This is a genomic window from Planomonospora sp. ID82291 (assembly GCF_015711645.1).
In the GTDB taxonomy this organism is placed as follows: domain Bacteria; phylum Actinomycetota; class Actinomycetes; order Streptosporangiales; family Streptosporangiaceae; genus Planomonospora.
The window spans coordinates 790508-811008 of record NZ_JABTEX010000001.1; the positions used below are offsets into that span (position 1 = coordinate 790508).

The 20501-nt window shown below is 72.6% G+C and carries 14 protein-coding genes and 1 other RNA gene; 5 read left to right on the forward strand and 10 right to left on the reverse strand.

The annotated features are described in order from the left end of the window. Positions 1-37 precede the first annotated feature (37 nt). The gene (locus HS045_RS34120) at positions 38-1201 is read right to left on the reverse strand and encodes a hypothetical protein (RefSeq protein ID WP_230883411.1); all 1164 of its coding nucleotides are present in this window, start codon (positions 1199-1201) and stop codon (positions 38-40) included. 130 nt (positions 1202-1331) lie between these two features. On the opposite strand from HS045_RS34120, the gene HS045_RS03350 reads away from it, so the two are divergent. Together HS045_RS03350 and HS045_RS03355 are read left to right on the forward strand one after the other, a co-directional pair. Beyond that, the gene (locus HS045_RS03350) at positions 1332-2816 is read left to right on the forward strand and encodes an AMP-binding protein (RefSeq protein ID WP_196449695.1); all 1485 of its coding nucleotides are present in this window, start codon (positions 1332-1334) and stop codon (positions 2814-2816) included. Between the two features lie 123 nt (positions 2817-2939). After that, complete coding sequence (locus tag HS045_RS03355) at positions 2940-4016, forward strand: S1C family serine protease (protein WP_196449696.1); 1077 nt, start codon at positions 2940-2942, stop codon at positions 4014-4016. A gap of 5 nt (positions 4017-4021) precedes the next feature. Here the strand turns inward: HS045_RS03355 and HS045_RS03360 are convergent, their stop codons facing one another. Both HS045_RS03360 and HS045_RS03365 read right to left on the reverse strand, forming a co-directional pair. Beyond that, the gene (locus HS045_RS03360; protein ID WP_196449697.1) at positions 4022-4870 is read right to left on the reverse strand and encodes an isocitrate lyase/phosphoenolpyruvate mutase family protein; all 849 of its coding nucleotides are present in this window, start codon (positions 4868-4870) and stop codon (positions 4022-4024) included. Positions 4871-5015: 145 nt separating this feature from the next. Then, a complete protein-coding gene (locus tag HS045_RS03365; protein WP_196449698.1) occupies positions 5016-6416 on the reverse strand; it encodes a D-arabinono-1,4-lactone oxidase in 1401 nt (466 codons plus the stop codon). A 273-nt stretch (positions 6417-6689) separates the two neighbouring features. Between HS045_RS03365 and HS045_RS03370 the strand changes: the two genes are divergently transcribed. Then, positions 6690-6950: a hypothetical protein gene (locus HS045_RS03370; RefSeq protein ID WP_196449699.1), complete on the forward strand. Its 261-nt coding sequence runs from the start codon at positions 6690-6692 to the stop codon at positions 6948-6950. Positions 6951-7110: 160 nt separating this feature from the next. Here the strand turns inward: HS045_RS03370 and ssrA are convergent. The 5 genes from ssrA to ftsE form a co-directional block, all read right to left on the reverse strand. Beyond that, positions 7111-7498, reverse strand: a transfer-messenger RNA (tmRNA) gene (gene ssrA, locus HS045_RS03375). 471 nt (positions 7499-7969) lie between these two features. Beyond that, complete coding sequence (locus tag HS045_RS03380) at positions 7970-9865, reverse strand: penicillin-binding transpeptidase domain-containing protein (RefSeq protein ID WP_196449700.1); 1896 nt, start codon at positions 9863-9865, stop codon at positions 7970-7972. 2 nt (positions 9866-9867) lie between these two features. Then, the gene (smpB, locus tag HS045_RS03385; protein WP_196449701.1) at positions 9868-10335 is read right to left on the reverse strand and encodes an SsrA-binding protein SmpB; all 468 of its coding nucleotides are present in this window, start codon (positions 10333-10335) and stop codon (positions 9868-9870) included. A gap of 22 nt (positions 10336-10357) precedes the next feature. Further along, entirely contained in the window at positions 10358-11266 is a 909-nt protein-coding gene (gene ftsX, locus HS045_RS03390; RefSeq protein ID WP_196449702.1) for a permease-like cell division protein FtsX, read from the reverse strand. 57 nt (positions 11267-11323) lie between these two features. Further along, entirely contained in the window at positions 11324-12013 is a 690-nt protein-coding gene (gene ftsE / locus HS045_RS03395) for a cell division ATP-binding protein FtsE (RefSeq protein WP_043620538.1), read from the reverse strand. Positions 12014-12247: 234 nt separating this feature from the next. Between ftsE and HS045_RS03400 the strand changes: the two genes are divergently transcribed. Next, positions 12248-12439, forward strand: coding sequence for a hypothetical protein (locus HS045_RS03400; protein ID WP_196449703.1), 192 nt, complete (start codon positions 12248-12250; stop codon positions 12437-12439). Between the two features lie 109 nt (positions 12440-12548). On the opposite strand, the gene prfB is transcribed toward HS045_RS03400, so the two are convergent. Next, positions 12549-13667 (reverse strand): peptide chain release factor 2, encoded by a 1119-nt coding sequence (gene prfB / locus HS045_RS03405; protein ID WP_196449704.1) that lies wholly within the window; start codon positions 13665-13667, stop codon positions 12549-12551. 108 nt (positions 13668-13775) lie between these two features. Here prfB and HS045_RS03410 point away from each other — a divergent pair, with 108 nt between their 5' ends. Continuing rightward, positions 13776-14822, forward strand: coding sequence for a hypothetical protein (locus HS045_RS03410; protein WP_196449705.1), 1047 nt, complete (start codon positions 13776-13778; stop codon positions 14820-14822). Between the two features lie 138 nt (positions 14823-14960). On the opposite strand, the gene HS045_RS03415 is transcribed toward HS045_RS03410, so the two are convergent. Beyond that, positions 14961-19991 (reverse strand): NAD-glutamate dehydrogenase, encoded by a 5031-nt coding sequence (locus HS045_RS03415; protein WP_196449706.1) that lies wholly within the window; start codon positions 19989-19991, stop codon positions 14961-14963. Positions 19992-20501 lie beyond the last annotated feature (510 nt).

The window sequence follows — 20501 nt, forward strand, 5'->3', positions numbered from 1 at the left end:
ATTCAGTAGCAGAATCATATTCTAGAAGGTGCTTCCATCACAACGCGCGGACGCTCGCCACCAGAGGCGCGAGATCCGCCCAGAGCCGCCTGCGTCCGTCCGGTACGGTCGCCAGGAACACGGCCGGCTCGGCCCGGCGGGTCTCCAGCACCGCGAGCACCGCCTGCGAACCGCGCCGGACGCCGCCGATTCGGTAGTCGACGCGGTAGCCCAGCACCCAGCCCCGGCCGGCGGCGGGCCGCTGCGAGGCGGTCCACACGACCCGGGCGCCCGGCGGATAGCAGGTGCGCAGCGCCCACCGCACCGCGCCCACCGCCGCGGCGCGGAAACCGGCGTCGGTCCGCGGCCCGGTCCACGGCGCCCTGCCGGGCAGCGGGAGCGAGCCGACCGTCGTGCACGGCAGGCGCGCCCCGCCCACCCGCTGGCCCGCGGCGAACCGGGGCACCGGCCCGTCCGTCCACGGCCCGCCCAGCCTGACGTAGGTGATCCCGCTCTCCCGGTCGACGACCGCGCCGACCACCGGGCTCGGCCTGCCGGGCAGCGCCGGCAGCGGCCTGGACCTCGGCGGTTTCGGGAGCCGCGGCGGGACCGCCGCCGTGGGGGACGCGCTCGGCGGGGCGGACGCCGCCGTGGGCGCGGCGCCCGGGACCGGCCGGCGCAGCGGCACCGGATCGGCGGGCTCGTCACCGGAGAACAGGGCGAAGACCGAGAAGATCGCCAGGACCGTCACCACGGCGGCCCCGGCGCTGTAGACCAGCCGGACCGGGATGTCGGCGATCCGCGCCGCCACCCCGCGCGGCAGGTCCCGCCCGGCGGGCGGAGCGGGCGGCGCCCCGAGACGGAACGGCCGGGCGGCCTCACCGGGGGCGCCGACGGGAGTGCCGACGGGAGTGCCGACGGAGGCGCCACCGCCGGGCGCGTCTCCCGCGACTCCAGCGGCTCCGTCACGTCCGTCAGGTCCGGCGGATCCGGCAGCTCCGTCAGGTCCGGCGGGCCCGTCAGGTCCGGCGGAATCCGGCACCGCCCGGCCGGGGCCGGACACCTGGACGTCCTCCCGCTTCCGGGGCCGCCGGGGCACGCGCGGAGTGACGAGCGGGTCCTCCTCCGGGCGGACGACGGGCAGGGGCGTGGTGGGCGCCTCGGAGGACGGGACCCGCCTGTCCCGGGAGCGTCCAGAGGAGGTGCCGTCAGCGTCCGCCATGGCCGCCAGGTTACGTCGCCTAGGTGCCCGACACACCGTTTCCCGCGACGCTTGTGCCGCGAGCACACGGCTCACCGCAGGCGGCCACCCCCCTTCCGCCGACAGAATCTAGTTCTGTATGGTCGCGCTCATGAGGGGCTTCTACGAGATCGCCGCCGCCGACCCCGCCCGCGCCGCCGTCCTGGGAGGCACCGCTCCCGGCCACGACGCCGCCCCGGTGACGTACGGCGACCTGCACGACCGGGTCAACCGCGTCTCCCACGGGCTGCTCGCCCGCGGCGTCACGCCCGGCGACGCCGTGGTGACGGTCCTGCCCAACGGCGTCGACGCGATCACGATGATGCTCGCCACCTACCAGATCGGCGCCTACCTCGTCCCGGTGAACTGGCACTACACCGCCGAGGAGATCGGCTACATCATCGCCGACTGCGCGGCCCGCGCGGTGGTCGGCTGCGAGCGGTACGCCGACGCCGTACCGGGCGGCTACGAGGAGGTCGCCGCGCTCGCCGCCGACCGGCCCGCCACCCCGCCCGCCGAGCGCCGGGCCGGGTCGATGATGCTCTACACCTCGGGCACCACCGGCAAGCCCAAGGGCGTGCGCAGGCGGCTGATCGAGGTCACCCCCGAAGAGCTCTTCCCCATCCTGCTCCGCAAGAGCTGGCGCCACTTCCGGCTGCCGTCCGACGGCGTCCACCTGGTGCTGTCGCAGCTCTACCACTCCGCCCCGTACGGCCAGGCCATGATGGCGCTGCAGTACGGCCACGCGCTCGTGCTGACCGAGCGGTTCGACGCCGAGGAGACCCTGGAGCTGGTCGAGCGGCACCGGGTGACGAACACGTTCATGGTGCCGACCATGTTCCACCGGCTCCTGGCCCTGCCCGCCGAGGTCAGGGCCGGGTACGACCTGTCGTCGCTGACGCACCTCTACCACGGGGCGGCCCCCTGCCCGCCCGCCACCAAGCAGGCGATGATCGACTGGCTCGGCCCGGTGCTGTGGGAGTACTACGGCTCGACCGAGGCCGCCGCGGTCACCATGGTCTCCTCCGCGGAGTGGCTGGCCCGGCCGGGCACGGTCGGCCGGGCGGTCGAGGGCATGCGGCTCGTCGTCGTCGGCGAGGACGGCGAGGAGGCGCCCCCCGGAGAGCCCGGCCTCGTCTACATCGGCGGCATCAACCGGTTCGAGTACCACCGGGACCCGTCCAAGACCTCCTCGTCGATGCGCGGGCGCCTCTACACCGCCGGCGACATCGGCTACCTCGACTCCGACGGCTACCTGTTCCTCTGCGACCGGCGGACCGATCTCATCATCTCGGGCGGGGTGAACATCTACCCCGCCGAGGTGGAGGCGGTGCTCCTGGAGCACCCCGCGGTGGCGGACGTGGCCGTGATCGGCGTGCCGGACCCGGAGTGGGGGCACAAGGTCGTCGCCCTCGTCCAGCCCGCGCCGGGCTCCGAACCCGGCCCGGACCTGACCGCCGGCCTGCTGGCCCACTGCGCCGGACGGCTCGCCCGGCTCAAGCACCCGCGGTTGATCGAGTACCGCGAGCGGCTCCCCCGCACGCCCACCGGCAAGCTCAGCCGCACCGGCGTGCGCGAGGCGTACCTGTCGTCCTGACCGGCCCGCCCGGTTCGCCCGGCCCTCCCGGCCCCCGGTCCGGCGGGTGACGGCGGCCCCGGTCCGGCAGGCGACGGCGACGTAACCGTAATTTTTCCCCATGGGCCGGGAAGGTAAGCCCGCATGGAGAGACCACGCGCGCATCTCGCACTGCTCACCGCCGTCGCGGTGGCACTCACCGGCTGCAGCGCGGACCTCGGCACCCGGTCCGCCTCAGGTCCCGCGACCCCCGCCGCCACCGCCTCCCCCACCTCCCCCGCAGGCGGGCCCGCCGCGCTGGAGGCCGCCTACGAGCGGGTCATCGGCGAGGTTCTCCCGTCCATCGTGCAGATCAACACGAGGACCGGGCTGGGTTCGGGCGTCGTCTACGACAGCGCGGGCCACATCGTCACCAACGCCCACGTGATCGGCGAGGCGCGGGAGTTCGAGGTCACCCTGGCCAGCGGCGGCGCCCCCCGGCCCGCCCGGCTGGTCGAGTCCTTCACGCTCGGCGACCTGGCCGTGATCAAGGTGGACGACCCCACCGGTCTCGCTCCGGCGACGTTCGGCGACTCCGGGAGGCTCCGGGTCGGCCAGATCGTGCTGGCGATGGGCAACCCGCTCGGCCTGTCCGGCAGCGTGACCAACGGCATCGTCTCCGCGCTGGGCCGTACGGTCAGCGAACCCCAGACGCAGGGCTCGCCCGGCGCCACGATCACCAACGCCATCCAGACCTCCGCCGCGATCAACCCGGGCAACAGCGGCGGCGCCCTGGTCAACCTGGCGGGCGAGGTCATCGGCATCCCCACCCTCGCCGCCACCAACCCCGAACTCGGCGGTGGCGCGGCCCCGGGCATCGGCTTCGCGATCCCGTCCGACACCGTGACGGACATCGCCGACCAGATCATCAAGGGCGGCAAGGTGACCAACACCCGCCGGGCCGCGCTCGGCGTGGCCGTGCAGACCGTGGTCGGCGCCCAGGGGCGGCCGGTGGGCGTCGGCGTCATGCGGGTCACCCCGGGCGGCGGCGCCGAGCGGGCGGGCATCGAGCCCGGCGACGTGATCGTCTCCGTCGGCGGCACCGAGACCCCGACCACGCAGGCGCTCTCCGAGGTGCTCGCCACCCTCACGCCGGGGAAGGAGGCCGAGGTGGGCCTCCTGCGCCCCGACGGCTCCACCTCGACGGTCACCGTCACCCTGGGCGAGCTCTCCGGCGAGTGACGCGCTCACCCGTCCCGGCGGGCCAGGAGGGCGTTGAGCTCGCCGAACCCGACCCCTCCGGCCAGCGCCGTGTAGGTGCCCGACTCGTACAGCTCCCGCGCCGCCCGCCGGGCGACGGCGTAGGCCGCCGCGGCGATGTCCGAACCCGCGCTGACCCGCGCGACGCCGAGGGCGGCCAGCTCGCCGACGGACGGCGCCCCCGGCCCGCCCAGGACGTTCAGCGGCAGATCCGTCCCCTTGACCAGCGCGGCGATCGTGTCGGGGTCGGTGGGCCCGACGACGAAGATCCCGCTGGCCCCGGCGTCCCGGTAGGCGGCGGCGCGTTCCAGCGCCGCCGCCAGACGGGCCTCCGGGTCTCCGGTGCCGCGCAGGTAGACGTCCACCCGGGCGTTGATGTACAGGGGCACGCCCGCGGCGTCGGCCGCCGCGCGGGCCGCGGCGATCCGGGCGGCCTGCTCCCCGACCGGGCGCAGCCCCGGGGTCCCGTTCCCGTCCCGGACCGTGTCCTCGATGTTCACCCCCACCGCACCCGCCTCGATCACGGCGCGGACGGTCTCGGCGAGCGCTTCGGGCGTCTCACCGAATCCGCTCTCGATGTCGGCGGTGACGGGCACCCGCACCGCGGCGGCGATCCGCGCGACGAGGTCGAGGGCGCGGTCCCGGTCGAGCCGGTCGCCGTCGGGGGCGCCGAGGCTCCACGCCACCCCGGCGCTGGTGGTGGCGACCGCCTCCGCTCCGGCCTCCTCCACCAGCAGGGCGCTGGCGACGTCCCAGGCGTTGGCCAGGACCAGCGCCCGGCCGTCCCGGGTGTGCAGGGAGTGGAAGAGAGCGGCCTTCTCACCGAGATTCATCATGCTGATCATTAAATCAGCGTGCTCCGGCGGCGGACCGGCGGTTTCCGGACGCGACCGGCGGCGCCCCGCGGCTCCGGCGCTCCGCGGGGCGTCTCTGCACCGGCCCTCCCGCGCCTCCCCACCGCCGGGCCTGGGGAAGACCGCCTCAGAGGTCCCCGAGGAGGTGCCGCTCCAGGAAGCCGCCGGCGAACTTCCCGGCCGGGTCGTACCCGCGCACCAGGTCCAGGAAGTCCGGCAGCCGCTCGTAGCGGGACCGCAGGACGGCGGGCGGGGTGGCGAAGAGCTTCCCCCAGTGGGGCCTGGCCTCGAAGGGCTCCAGGACCTCCTCCAGCAGCCCGATCACCGGGAGCACCGCCGGGGTGTCCTTGACCCAGGTGAAGTGCACCGCGACGGTGTCGCGCCGGTAGGACGGGCTCATCCACAGCTCGTCGGCGGCGACGGTGCGCACCTCCGAGACCTGCAGGACGGGGGCGATCCGGTCACGGACCCGGTCCAGCGCGTGCAGCGCCGCGACGGCGTGCCGCCGGGGCAGCAGGTACTCCGACTGCAGCTCCTCCCCGCTGCTCGGGGTGAAGTCCGGCCGGAAGTGCGGCAGGCGCTCGAACCACGGCCCCGGCACGCCCAGTTGCTCGGTGCAGTGCACGGCGGAGACTCCGGGCACGGGGTGGCGCGGGCCGTCCGCCGGCCGCGCGCCGTACAGGTCCGCCGGCCGCCCGCCGTACAGGTCCGCCGGCCGCGCGCCGTGCGGGTCCGGCTCCGGTTCCGGACCGCCGTCCATCCCGGTACGGCCCACCGCCGGACGTCCACCGCCCGCACCGTCCGCGGCGCCTGCTCCGGCAGGGCCGTCCGCGCCTTCCGGATCGATCCGGTGCTTGACCCACACCTGGTCGACCAGCGGGCCGCTCCAGCGGGTGAACAGGCTCACGCTGTACGCGCCGGAGACGATCGCGTCGAAGTGGTCGTCCAGCGCCTCGAACGGCAGCCCCTCGTAGACGTACTGCCGCACGCCGAACGCCGGCACGACGTCCAGCGTCATGGAGACGACCACGCCCAGGGCTCCGAGGCCCACGACCGCCCCGCGGAACCGGTCGCCGTCCGCGTCCCGGGAGAGGGTCACGAGATCGCCGTCCGCGGTGACCAGTTCCAGCGCGGAGACCGCCGTGGCGAGGTTGCCGTTGGCGTCGCCGGAGCCGTGGGTCGCCGTGGCGCAGGAGCCGGCGACGGAGATGTGCGGCAGGGAGGCGAGGTTGGGCAGGGCGTATCCCGCGTGGTGCAGGCGGCGGCCCAGCTCGGCGTAGCGCACGCTCGCGGAGATCCGCACCGTCCCGGTCCCGGCGTCCGTCTCCATCTCGGGCGGGAGACCGGCGAGCGAGACCAGGTCGCCGGGCGAGTCGGCGATGTCGTTGAACGAGTGCCCCGTGCCGAGGGCCCGGATCCGCGGGCTCCGCGCGACCAGGGCCCGCAGTTCCGGGACGGAGGACGGGCGGTGGACCCGTCCGGCGCGGAAGGCGATGTTTCCCGCCCAGTTCGTCTCCGTCGTGGTCATCCTGCGGCCCCTCCCAGGTTCGGCGGGAACGGCGTGTCCCTGCCTTCCGCCTCGCACCCTAGGGCCGGTGCGTCCCCGGCCGGGCGCCGCCCCCGCACCTCCGGCATCCGCTGAGCGCCCGGCTCCGGTTCGCCTGCCTCCGACGATTCGCCGCTCGACGGTCCGGTCCGGTCCGGCCCGGTCCGGGAAGCGAACGGTCACGCGAACGCGACGACGGCGGAGCTCTCCGCCGGGGTACTGGTAGCCGACGGTCCGCAGGAACTCGCCCAGCGAATGAAGATCCTGCAAGGCGCCGAAGCCGAGTTCGATCCTCTGCCGTTCGACGATACCGCCGCCCGCGAGTACGGCCAGCTCTGGATCTCCGTCGTCGCCTCAGGCCGCAGACCTCGCCCCCGGACCGCGGACCTGATGATCGCCTGCGTCGCCATCGCGAACCGGTTGCCGCTCTACACCTGCAATCCCGGAGATTTCAAAGGCCTCGACCATCTCCTCACCGTGGTTCCCGTGACCCGCCCGAGGCGTGGCCCCACGTGATGGGACGCCGCACGCACCACCTTCGGCGGACGGGCGGGACCCGGCCAGGTGTGCGGTCGGCCGTACCCGCGTCCGGGAAAGCCGAAGGGCGGCCGGCCGGCGAGGTCGCCGGCCGACCGCCCTTCGGCGATCTGCTCCGCATGGTCCGCATGCGGAGCGGGGGTGGAGGTGGCGGGAATCGAACCCGCGTCCTTCAACTCCAAGACAGGGCTTCTCCGGGTGCAGCCTGCTGTGCTTTTCTCAGCCCCGGCGATCACGCAGGCAAGACGCCGACGGGCTCAGCCACTGTCAGATTTCCCGCTCGACCCCGTGGCCGGGTCTCGCGGTTGAGCCTCCTAGCGATGCCGGATCCGGGCCGGAGGCGCTCCCGGGCCGGCAGAAGCCACTCGCTGCTTAGGCGGCGAGGGCCAGGCTGCCCTGGCTCTTGACTTCGGAGTGCGTCTTATTGGCACTTATTGGTCGCGGTCACAGTGTTAACGAGGTTATGTCCGCAGTCCTCGACCCGCTTCTCCTGACTTGCAAAGCCAAAGTCGAAACCAGTCACCCCCCTGTTGAGTTGTCAACCCGCTCCCCACGAGGAGGGGCGGACCCTCTGACGATACCGGTTACAACGCCTCCGGCGCCAACCGGATTCCCATCGCCCCGTCGGACGGGAGAACGGCGAAGCCCCGGGGCCGCGGCGTCTCGCACGCGCCCCCGGGGCCGACCGGCAGGGTCGAGCCGGTCGATGAGGGCAGGGCCTCCCCCGAGACGAAGCCCTGGTCTCATCACGGCGACCGGGTCCGCAACCCCCCGAGCGGTGCCCAGTCATGGGGAAGGACGCACGCGGAGCCCCGGATGGTTGCTCCGGGTGACGAAGTCCTCCCCCGTCTCCCGGGACCCGCCTGCCGGCCGGGGTCCTCCCCCGTCTCCCGGGACCCGCCTGCCGGCCGGGGTCCTCCCCCGGCCCGCGTCCCGACCCGCAGGCTCGCCTCCCGGCGCGCAGGTTCACGTCCCGGCGCGCGTCCCGGCGCGCAGGTTCACATCCCGGCGCGCAGGTTCTGGAAGAACCGGCCCGCGACGGTCGCCCCGGCCGTGGGGCTCGGGTTCTCCAGGAGCACCGCCACGGCCACGTCCCCCTGCCAGCCGACGAACCAGGACATCGGCCTGCCGTCGGCGGAGGCGGCGGCGGTGACGCCGTGGACCGGATCCCCCGGCGCCGCCGCCGCGCGGGCGGACCCCGAGGTCACACCGGCGCGCATGAGGGCGCGGAGGGTCTCGGCCGTCTTCTCGTCGAGCTCGATCGGGGCGACCGGCCGGGGCGGCTCGGCCTCGTCGGACGGATCCTGCGTCGCCGGCTCCTTGACCAGGACCGGCGGATGCCAGGTGCCGGAGGCCATCGCCCCCGCGACCAGCGCCATCGACAGCGGGCTGACCGAGACGTTCTGCCCGGCCAGGGCCCGGGCCGTGGCCGCGTCGTTCTTCAGGGGCTCGACCTTCCCGCTGAAGGACTGCAGCGGGAGCGTCCACGGCACGCCGATGCCGAACTTCGCGGCGGCGGCCGTCAGCGCGGTGCCGTCCACCCGGCGGGCGAGCGAGGCCAGGGCCGTGACGCACCCCCCGGCGAAGCTGGCCTGGATCGTCGGGGTGCCGCCGGCGGGCGCTCCCGCCTGCCGGAACCGGATGCCGCCCACGGTCCGCTCGGCGGGGCAGTCGAGTTTCTGCTCCAGGTCCACCTGGGACTTGAGCAGCCCTTCCACGGCCATGACGGAGAACGCGGTCCCCGCCGGGAACTCCCCCGCGAAGGCCGGGGAGCTTCCGTTCTTCTCCTGGTGGTACTCCTTGGTGCCGCCCACGGCCAGCACCTCGCCGGTCGACCCCTGGACCGCGACCAGCATGCCGGGGCCGCCCGCGGCCAGCGCGGCGTCGGCGGCGGCCTGGGTCTTGCGGTCGAGCGTGGTGCGCACCGGCGAGGCCGTACGGCCGGGCCGCCACTTGGCGAGCTCCGCGACGGGTTCCAGCGTCTTGAGGTCCACGATGATGACGCTGGTCTCGGTCGAGCCGGTCAGGTGCTCCTGGTAGGCCTTCTGCAGCCCGCTCCTGCCGACGGTGTCCCCGGCGCGCTGCGGGCCGCCGAGCTGCTGCTCGGTCTCCGGCGTGACCGCGGTGACGGTGCCGACGATCTGCGTGGGCGCGTCGGGCGCGACGGAGGCCTCGCGCACGGAGAACGTCAGGCCCTCGATGGCCTCCAGCTCCGGGCGGAGCTGGGCGAAGCGGAGCCGGCCGAAGGTCACCAGCGGCAGCTCCTCGCTCGGAGGGGCCGAGCGGATCCGGCTGAGCAGCCGGTCCTGGGGGAAGCCGGTCACCTTGGCCAGCCGCTCGCAGAGCCCGGCCGCGTCCTGCAGCCTGGCCGGGGTGACGCTGGCCACGTGCAGGTTGGCGGGCCGCTGCAGCGGATCGTTGTTGCGGTCCACGATCGGCTGGCGGTCCTCCGGATCGATGTCCACCGCGAAGCGCTGGCCCTCGCGCAGTTCGGGGTGGAGCACGGCGGGCGACCAGCGCACCTTCCACCGGCCGTCCACCAGGTGGAGCGGGAGCCTGCCGTCGTACTCCCACAGGGGGTTGTTCTCCCCCAGGTCCACCTCGGCCTCGAAGGTCGCCTCGGCCTCGTCCCCGGTCCGGCTGACCCCCTTGAGGCCGAAGCGGAAGGAGGCCGCGTCGAGCTGGATCCGGACGTCCTCCAGCGCCCGGCGCACCTTCTGCTCGTCGCCGTCGGTGCGGCGGGCGGCCATGGCGTAGTCGCCGGTCTGCCAGCCGACCAGGAAGTCGCGGACCGCGTCGTGGGCCGACGGCTCCGCGAAGCACCCGGACAGCACGGGGGCCGTCACCGCCAGCGCGAGCGCCGCCGTCGCGGCCCTGCGAGCCCTCCCCGTCACGGTCACCGGTTCCGGTGCCTGACCGCGCGGGCCATCTCCCGCTTGGCCTGCTTCTCGGCCAGCGTCTGCCGCTTGTCCCAGTCCTTCTTGCCGCGCGCCAGGCCCAGTTCGACCTTGGCCCGGCCGTCCTTGAAGTAGAGGGAGAGCGGCACCAGGGTCAGGCCGCCCTCCTTCGTCTTGGCGACCAGCTTGTCGATCTCCTTGCGGTGCAGCAGCAGCTTGCGGGTGCGCCGCGCCGCGTGGTTGGTCCACGTCCCCATGGTGTACTCCGGGATGTGGATGTTGATCAGCCACGCCTCGCCGTCCTTGACGGTGGCGTATCCGTCCAGGAGGGAGGCGCGGCCCAGGCGCAGCGACTTCACTTCGGTGCCCTGCAGCACGAGGCCGGCCTCGTAGGTGTCCTCGATGTGGTAGTCGTGCCGGGCACGCTTGTTCTGGGCGATGACCTTCCGCCCGGTCTCACGTGGCATGCCTGGAGCCTACCGGGATGCCTTACACACGGAGGTAACGGCGGAGCGTGACGAAGGAGGCGAAGACACAGATGAGCACGCCGAAGACCATCGTGACGCTGATCGACGAGGCGACCGTCTCCCAGGAGAGCTGGGCGGTGCCGCCGAGGTAGAGCTGCACGCTGTCGAAGAGGAACACCTTGCTGACGATCAGCAGGACCGCCGCGATCACGCCGCCGATCAGGCCCGCGATCACGCCCTCCATCACGAACGGGAGCTGTATGTAGAGGTTCGAGGCGCCGACCAGCCGCATGATGCCCGTCTCGCGGCGGCGGTTGTAGGCCGACAGCCGGACGGTGTTGCCGATCAGCAGGGTGGCCGCGAAGACCAGGGTGATCGCGATCGTCAGCGCCGCCCAGCGGAGCTTCTCCAGCAGGCCGAAGAACTTCTCCAGGAGCTCCTTCTGGTTGATCACGTTGGAGACCCCGGGGGCGCCCTGCAGCCCTTCGATCACCGCGCCGTAGGTGTCGGGGTCCTTGAGCTTGACCCGGAAGGACTCGGGCATGTCCTCGACCTGGATCGCCGTGATCATCACGGGGTTGTCGGCGTACTGCGCCTTGAAGTTCTCATAGGCCTTGGCGGCGTCCTCGAACTCGACGCGCTCGACCTGCGGCATGGCCTCGATCGTCGCCTTCAGCGCCGCCTGCTCCTGCGCGTCGACGCCGCCGCTGCCCTTGCACTGGGGGAAGGGGTCGTTCTTCTTGCACAGGAAGACCGAGACCTCGACCTTGTCGTACCAGGAGTCCTTCATGCCGGAGACCAGGGAGTTGATCATCAGACCGACGCCCAGCAGCGCCATGCCGATCGCCACGGTCACGATGACCGCGATGGTCATCGTGAGGTTGCGGCGGAGGCCGATCCAGACCTCGGAGAAGATGAAGTTTGCCCGCATGCTCTTCCTGTCGCTGTCGCTTTCCGGGTCCTGGGACGTCCCGGGACGTCCTGGGGCTCAGTACGCCTGGCCGTACACGCCACGCGACTGGTCACGGACGATCTTGCCGTCCTCCAGTTCCACCACGCGTTTGCGCATGGAGTCGACGATGGCCGCGTCGTGCGTGGCCATGACGACCGTGGTGCCCGTCCGGTTGATCCGGTCGAGGACCTTCATGATGCCGATGCTCGTCGCCGGGTCGATGTTCCCGGTCGGCTCGTCGGCCAGGAGGATCATCGGCCGGTTGACGAACGCGCGGGCCATCGCGACCCGCTGCTGCTCACCGCCGGACAGCTCGTCGGGCATCCGGTGGGCCTTGCCCTCCAGGCCGACGAGCTCGACGACCTCGGGCACGACCTTGCGGATGAACCGCCGCGGCTTGCCGATGACCTCCAGCGCGAACGCGACGTTCTCGTACACGTTCTTGTTCGGCAGGAGCCGGAAGTCCTGGAAGACGCAGCCGATCCGGCGGCGCAGGTGCGGGACCTTGAAGTTCGACAGCCGGGCAAGATCCTTGCCGGCGACGTGGATCGCCCCGGAGTTGGGGCGCTCCTCCTTCAGGATCAGTCGGAGGAAAGTCGACTTCCCGGACCCCGAGGGGCCGACGAGGAACACGAACTCACCCTTGTCGACGTCGACGCTGACGTGGTCCAACGCGGGGCGGTTCTGGTTCGCGTAGACCTTGGTGACATTATCAAAATGGATCACGGGCGCATCACGGCATGCCAGTCTAGGGGTTAGGACGGTCACGGTAGTGGCAGAGGTCCACTTTCCGCCTCTCGCCGGCCGGGGGGCGCCGATCTTTACCTGGATCGACGTTCCGGTTGGCCGGAGCCCAGTCTAGGGGGAAGACCGGCATGGAAGGTCCATAACGGAAACAAAACGATTCGGCGCCCGGTAACGACCGCATAAAGTGGTTCCGACTCCGAAGGGGAGGATCCCATGAGCTGTGACGATCTGGTCTGCGCGCGGTGCGCCCATCCCGTCGCCGAGGGCCGCTGCCCCCTGTGCCGGGCCAACCGCGACCGCATGCACCAGGCGGGCCTGGGCGGGATGACTCCGGCGCTGGTCTCGCTGGCGCTGATCGTCCTGTTCTTCCTGACCCTGGCGCTGGAGCATCTCGCGAAGGGCTGACCGGCCCCTCGCGGACCGGCCCCTCCCGGAGTCCGGGAGGGCGTCCCCCCGCCCGGCCCCTCGGCCCCGGGGGACCCCGCGGAGCCCTCCGGGGCCGCCGCGGCCCGGTCTAGGCGTCCGTGCCCGCCTCCTGGCGGCGCAGCCAGCGGATCTCCGCCTCGATGAACCCGTCGAGGTCGCCGTCGAGCACCGAGCCCGGGTTGCCCGCCTCGGTGCCGGTCCGCAGGTCCTTCACGATCTGGTACGGGTGCAGCACGTAGTTGCGGATCTGGGTGCCCCACGAGGTGGTGGACTCGCCCCGGATCTCGTTGAGCGCCGCGGCCTCCTCCTGGCGCTTGCGCTCCAGCAGCTTGGACTGCAGGACGGCCATCGCGGTCGCCTTGTTCTGCAGCTGGGAGCGCTCGTTCTGGCAGGAGACCACGATGCCGGTGGGCAGGTGGGTCAGGCGCACCGCGGAGTCGGTGGTGTTGACGCCCTGCCCGCCGGGGCCGGAGGACCGGTAGACGTCGACCCGCAGGTCGTCCTCGTTGATGTCGATGTGGTCGGTCGTCTCGACGACGGGGACCACGTCCACCCCGGCGAAGGAGGTCTGCCGCCGCCCCTGGTTGTCGAACGGGCTGATCCGGACCAGCCGGTGGGTGCCGTGCTCGCCGCGGAGCGTGCCGTAGGCGTAGGGCGCCTTGACCGTGAAGGTCGTCGACTTGATCCCGGCCTCCTCGGCGTAGGAGGTCTCGTAGACCTCCGTCGGGTAGCCCTTGCGCTCGGCCCAGCGCAGGTACATCCGCTGGAGCATCTGCGCCCAGTCGGCGGCGTCCACCCCGCCCGCCTGGGACTGGATCGTGACGACCGCCTCGCGCGCGTCGTACTCGCCCGAGAGCAGGGTGCGGATCTCCAGGGCGCCGACGTCGCGCCGGAGGGACTCCAGCTCGCGGCCGGCCTCCTCCAGGGTGTCGGCGTCGTCCTCGGCCGCGGCGAGCTCGTAGAGCACCACCAGGTCCTCCAGGCGCTGCCCCAGGGACTCGATCCTGTTGACCTCGCCCTGCATGTAGGACAGCCTGCTGGTGACCTTCTGGGCCCGCTCCTGGTCGTTCCACAGGTCGGGCGCGGCGGCCTGCTCCTCCAGCTCCTCGATCTGCTTGCGCATCGCGTCGAGGTCCAGCACGTCCTGGATGCTGCTCAGCGTGCCGGTAAGCTCGTTGATCTCTTCTGCCGGATCGATGACTGCCACGTCTGTAAAGGGTACGCGACCACCGCACCCCGTTGTGTACGGCACGACCCCTCACGACCGGACAGGCCATAGCATGGGCGCCGCGGCGGGGACCATCAGGAGGTTGGCGTGCGGAGACACGGGCGACGAGGGCTGCTCGTGCTGGCCCTGGTCCTGGCCGTGGCGTCCGGGGCCTGCTCCGGGTCCGGCGGCGCCGCCCCCTCCCCGGTCGCGCGGACCGGCGGCACGACCCCCGCGCCGACGCCTTCCGCGCGCCCGCAGGTCACGCTGGAGGAGGCGGGCCGGGCGCTGCGGGCCGTCCTGGCCGCCGACGAGGTCCTGGGCTCGGCCGCGCCGCGCCTGCTGGCCGACCGGCACCACCTGCTCAAGCAGGCGCGCGACGGACACCTGGCGCTCGCCCAGGCCGCCTACGACAGCGCGGAGGCCGAGGGCGGGGACCCGCCCCGCTACACCTGGGGCGCGCCGCGGCTGCTGGTCCCCCGATCGGCGCGGGGGCCCGTATGGTTCGCCGCCGTGGTGGACCGCCGGGACGCCGCCGGGCGGGCCCGCCCCGCCGTGCTGACGCTGGTGCGGCAGGGCGCGGACGACTGGCAGGTCAGCTCCCTGTCGCTGCTGGACGACGCGCTCCCCGAGATCGCCCTGGACGCCGAGGGGTACGCCGCCGGCCTGGCCGAGGACGACATGACCGTGGCGATCAGTCCCCGGCTGATGGCGCCGCTGCACGCGACCACGGCGGAGGAGGGGGCGGCGGGATTCTCCGCCGGGCTGATCGCCGAGGGCCCGCACACCACCGCCCACGCGGCCGAGATCGCGGCCACGCGCACGGCGGAGAAGCGGACCGGCTGCCTCAACTACGACTCGATCTTCGCCGCGGCCGGGTACCCGGTCCACGCGCTGCGCACCGTGGACGGCGGGGCGCTGGTGATGTACTCCCTGGTCAGGACGACGACCCGGACGATCAAGATCGATCCCTGCGCGCCGTACATCCCGATCCCCCGGCCGGCGCGGGGGCTGACCACGATGCCCTACGCCCGCAAGGAGCTGCGCACCGTGGAGACGCAGCAGTACGTGAGCGTGGTCCCGGCGAAGGAGAGCGGCGAGCCGGCCAGGGTCATCGGCTATCTCGGCGGCATCACCAAGGTCTTCGTGTCCTGACCCGCTCCCGTCCGGGTCTCCGCGGGGACGCCGGCGGTCCCGCGGAGACCCGGCCCGGACGGGGACGGACCGGGGCGCCCGGCCCTCCGCGTACGGCGGACCGGGCGCTCAGCCCCCCGCGTACGGCGGACCGGACGCTCAGCCCTCCATGTACGGCAGGCCGGTGGAGGCCACCAGCGTCCGCACCGCGCGCAGCGCCACCGAGAGCGTCGCCAGGTCGAAGTCGTCGCTCTCCCAGATCTCCGAGAGCGTCTGCCGGGCCCGGGCGACCGCCGCCGCGTTCACCTCGCTCCAGCGGGCGAGCCGCTCCTCGGGCGAGAGCCCGGACTCGCTGCCCATCAGCACGCCCCGGGTGAGCGCGGCGTGCGCGGCGTACAGGTCGTCGCGGAGCGCGGCCCGCGCCATGGAGTTCCACCGGTCGTCCCGGGGCAGTGCGATGACGCGCTCCCGGAGCCCGGCCAGCCGGAGCCGGTCGGCGAGGTCGAAGTAGACCTCGGCGGCCTCGTCCACCGGGCGGCCGGTGCTCGCGGCGATCTCCACCAGGTCGAAGGTGGAGTAGGCCGGGACCATCGCGGCGACCCGCTCGGCGAGGTCGTCGGGGACCCCGCGGGCGATGAAGGAGTCCCTGCGGTCCTCGAACGCCGCCAGGTCGGACCCGGTCAGCAGCTTGGGCAGGTGCGGGAGCAGGCCGTTCATGCCCTTGGTGAAGAAGCCCACCGTGGAGGCCAGGTCCAGCGGCGGCCGGCGGTTGCCCAGCAGCCAGCGGGTGCCGCGCTCGCACAGCTTGCGCGCCTCCAGCTCCATCGCGAGCTGGGTGGAGACGTCCACCTTGTTCTCCAGCTCCTCGACCGCCCGCCAGAAGCTCGGCAGGTCGAAGACCTCCCGGGTGGCCAGATAGGCGCGGGCGATGTCCGGGGCGGACGCGCCGCTCTCCTCGCCCACCCGGAACATGAAGGTGGTGCCGCTGGAGTTGACCAGGTCGTTCACCACGCAGGTGGTGATGATCTCCCGCCGGAGCGGGTGGTCGTCCATGAAGGGGCGGAACCGCTCGCGCAGCGCCGAGGGGAAGTAGGAGACCAGCCAGGACGCCAGGTAGGGGTCGTCGGGCAGGTCGGAGCCGAGGATCTGGGCGTCCACCACCAGCTTGGTGTAGGCCAGCAGCACGGAGAACTCCGGCGCGGTCAGGCCGAGCCCGGCCTGGCGCCGCTCGGCGAGCGCCTTGTCCGACGGCAGGAACTCCAGCCCCCGGTCGACCAGCCCGTCCCGCTCCAGCCGGCGCAGGTAGCGCGCGTGGATGTGCAGCATCTCCGGCGCCTGCGCGCGGGCCGCGGCCAGCACCACGTTCTGGTCGTAGTTGTCGCGCAGGACCAGTCCGGCGACCTCGTCGGTCATGTCGAGGAAGAGCTGGTTGCGCTGCTTGTCGGTGAGCTCGCCGTCGCGGACCACCCGGTCCAGCAGGATCTTGATGTTCACCTCGTGGTCGGAGGTGTCCACGCCCGCGGAGTTGTCGATGAAGTCGGTGTTGACCAGCCCGCCGCCCAGGGCGTACTCGATCCGGGCGAGCTGGGTCAGGCCCAGGTTGCCGCCCTCCCCGACCACCTTGCAGCGCAGCTCGGCCGCGTCGACCCGCAGGCCGTCGTTGGCCTTGTCGCCGACGTCGGCGTGCGACTCCGACGACGCCTTGACGTAGGTCCCGATGCCGCCGTTCCACAGCAGGTCCACCGGGGCCCTGAGGATCGCGCCGATCAGGTCGTTGGGGGCCATGGCGGCGATCCCGTCGGGGATGCCGAGCGCGGCGCGCGCCTGCGGCGAGATCGGGATCGACTTGGCCGTGCGCGGCCAGACGCCGCCGCCCGCGGAGATCAGTTCGGGCGCGTAGTCCTCCCACGAGCTGCGCGGCAGCGCGAACAGCCGGGCGCGCTCGGCGAAGCCGCGGGCGGCGTCGGGGTGCGGGTCGATGAACACGTGCCGGTGGTCGAAGGCGGCGACCAGCCGGATGTGCGGGGAGAGCAGCATGCCGTTGCCGAACACGTCACCCGACATGTCGCCGATGCCGACGACGGTGAAGTCGGTGGTCTGCACGTCCACGCCGAGGCTGCGGAAGTGGTACTTGACCGACTCCCAGGCGCCGCGGGCGGTGATGCCCATGCCCTTGTGGTCGTAGCCGACCGAGCCGCCGGAGGCGAAGGCGTCGCCCAGCCAGAAGCCGTACTCCTTGGCGACCCCGTTGGCGATGTCGGAGAAGGTCGCGGTGCCCTTGTCGGCGGCCACCACCAGGTAGGTGTCGTCCTCGTCGTGCCGGACCACGTCGGCGGGCGGGACCACGCGGCCGTCGACGAGGTTGTCGGTGAGGTCGAGCAGGCCGGAGATGAACATCCGGTAGCAGGCGACGCCCTCGGCGAAGAGGTCCTCCCTCCTGCCTGTCTTCGGGGGGTTCTTGACCACGAAGCCGCCCTTGGAGCCGGTGGGCACGATCACGGTGTTCTTCACCATCTGCGCCTTGACCAGGCCCAGCACCTCGGTGCGGAAGTCCTCCATCCGGTCCGACCAGCGCAGGCCGCCGCGGGCGACCTTCCCGAAGCGCAGGTGCACGCCCTCGACCCGGGGCGAGTAGACGAAGACCTCGATCTTCGGCCGGGGCAGCGGCAGCACGCCGATCGAGGGCGAGTCGAGCTTCACCGCGATGTACGGCTTGCGCTCGCCGTCGACCCGCTGGAAGTAGTTGGTCCGCAGCGTGGCCTGGATCATCTCCAGGTAGGCCCGCAGGATCCGGTCCTCGTCCAGGGAGGCGACGTCGTCCAGCGCGCCGAGGATCTCCTCGTGCAGCGCGGCGGCCAGGTCCCGGCGGGTCTCCTCGGGGCGGGCGGGGTCGAGCCGGGCCTCGAACAGGCCGACCAGCAGCCGGGCGAGCCGGACGTTGCCCTGCAGCACGCGCTCGATGTAGTCCTGGCTGAAGGCGGTCCCGGCCTGGCGCAGGTATTTGGCGTAGACCCGCAGGATCTCGGCCTGCTCCCAGGTGAGGCCCGCGGCCAGGACGAGCGCGTTGAAGCCGTCGCTCTCCACCCGGCCCCGCCACAGCGCGTCGAACGCGTCCTGGAAGAGCCGCTTGAAGACGTCCCGGTCCACCTCCGGCGAGGGGGTGTAGCGCAGGCCGAAGTCGTAGATCCAGGCGTCCTTCGTCGCCGGGTCGTTGTCGAGGTCGATCTCGTAGGGCCGCTCGTCGACCACCTCGACGCCCATGCGCTGCAGCAGCGGGAGCACCTGCGACAGGGAGATCGGCCGGCCGATCCGGTAGAGCTTGAACCGGCGCTCGCCCTCGGGGGCGTCGTACGGCTCGTAGAGGTTCATCCCGATCGCGTCGGACGGCTCCGGCGCGTCCGAGGTCCCGGGGGACGTCGGGGACGCCGGGGACGCCGGGGACGCCGGGGACGCTGAGGACGCCGGGGACGCTGAGGACGCCGGGGACGCTGAGGACGCGGCCGCGGAGGAGGACACGACCGGGGGGGAGGACGCCGGCGACGCGGCCAGGGCCTCCAGCCGGCGCAGGTCGGCGACCGCCATCCGGGGCGGGAAGTCCGCCTTGTAGCCCTCGGGGAAGGCCGCGGCGTAGCGGCGGACGAGGCGGGGCGCCTCGGCCTCCGAGCTCAGCTCGGTGATGGCCGCGGCCAGGTCGTCCTCCCAGGAGCGGGTGGCGGCGGCCAGCACGGCCTCCAGCTCGCCCACGTCGACGGAGCCGGCCTCCAGCTGCCTGCCCCGCTCCCCGCGGACGACGACGTGCAGCCGGGCCAGGGCCGACTCGCCGACCATCGCGCTGTAGTCGAGGGAGGCGCCGCCGAGCGCCTTGAGGAGGATCTCCTGCATCCTGATGCGGATCTTGGTGGTGTAGCGGTCGCGCGGCAGGTAGATCAGGCAGGAGACGTAGCGGCCGTAGTCGTCCGGGCGCAGGAAGACCTTGACCTGCTTGCGCTCGCGGAGCCGGAGCACGCCGAGCGCGATCGGCAGGAGCTGCTCCACCGAGGTCTGGAAGAGCTCGTCGCGGGGGTAGGTCTCCAGGATCTCGATGAGGTCCTTGCCGTCGTGGCTCTCCGCGGAGAACCCGGCCATGCCGAGGATCTCGGACAGCTTGCGGCGGAGCACCGGGATGCGGGCGATCGACTCGTTGTAGGCCGCGTGGGTGAACAGGCCGAGGAAGCGGCGCTCGCCGACGACCTCGCCCGCCTCGTCGAAGAGCTTGACGCCGACGTAGTCCAGGTAGGCCGGGCGGTGCACGGTGGCGCGGCTGTTGGCCTTGGTGACGATCAGCATGTGCTGCTTCTCGCGGGCCTTGGCCCTCAGCTCGGGCGGGAGCGCGGCGAAGCTGCCCGAACCCGCCTTGTCGTGCCGGAGGATGCCCAGCCCGGTCCCGGGCACCGCGCGCAGCTCGTCGCCCTGCTCGCCGTGCTCCAGGCGGTACTCGCGGTAGCCGAGGAAGGTGAAGTGCCCGTCCGCGAGCCAGCGCATCAGCTCCAGGCTGTCCTCGACCCCGGCGAGGTCGAGCGGCGGCGGGTTCACCGAGACGTCCTCGGCGGTCCGTACGGCCAGCGCCCGCATCTTGGGGAAGTCCTCGACGGCGTAGCGCACGTCCGACAGGACCCGCCGCAGGTCCTCCTCGAGCCGCCGGAGCACGGCGGGCTCGCTCTGCCGGTCGATCTCGAAGTGCATCCAGGACTCGACGAGCAGCTGCCCGGTGACGTCCTCCTCGTCGGGGCCGAGGAGCCTGCCGGTCATGTCCCGGCGCACCCGCATCTGCGGGTGGATGATCAGATGGGTGCCGATGTCGTGGCGGTTGAGCTCCATCGTCACCGAGTCGACCAGGAAGGACATGTCGTCGGTGACCACCTCGACGACCGAGCGGCCGGGGTCCCAGCCGTGCTCCTCCAGATTCGGCGTGTAGGCCCGCACCAGGGCCCGGCCCTGGGGGCGCCGCTCGGCGAGCTGGCGGTGGGCGGTCGCGGGGCCGTACACGTTGACCGGGTCGCGGTCCAGCAGGTCCTCCGGCGCGACGTGCCGGTAGTAGAGCCGCAGGAAGGCGAGCGCCTCCTCGGCGCTCCCGCAGTCGCCGCCGGGGGTGTGCGCGCAGCTCGCGGCGGCACTCCTCAGCAGCTCGTCTTTGGCCTCTTCGAGCGGCATGTCGCTCTCACTCCTTTGTGAGGGGTATTGCTCATCTTTGACCGGATCTACACCAGATCCGGGCACCTCCAGGTGCCCGTACAAGGGGAAATGATGCTCGGTCCGCGGGTGCGGCGGTGACCATCCGCGCCGATCGCCGTCGATCGGCGCGGGCCACCGTTCCTGATACCACCTGAAAAGTGGCGAAACGTCAACGTGGCGACCGGTCACCGTCACCCGTTCGCCACCGTGCCGCCGGCCCGCCGGGCGCTCCGCGGCGGGGCGGGGCGGAATAAAGGGTGCGGACCACCCGGCGCGTTCTCCGCCCCCGGGCCGCCGATATGCCGTCCCCGCCATCCGATATGTCGGCGCGAAAACCAGGCCATGGGAAACTTGCCGCAGCCGACCGGCAAACGCGTGGTCAGATGCGAGATCGGCGCCGCTTCCGTCAGTAGCATCGAGAAGCTCGCAGGGGCCGAGGTTCTCGCATTCCGAGAAGGCCTGTATCGATTGCGGTCGAGGCATTCCGGA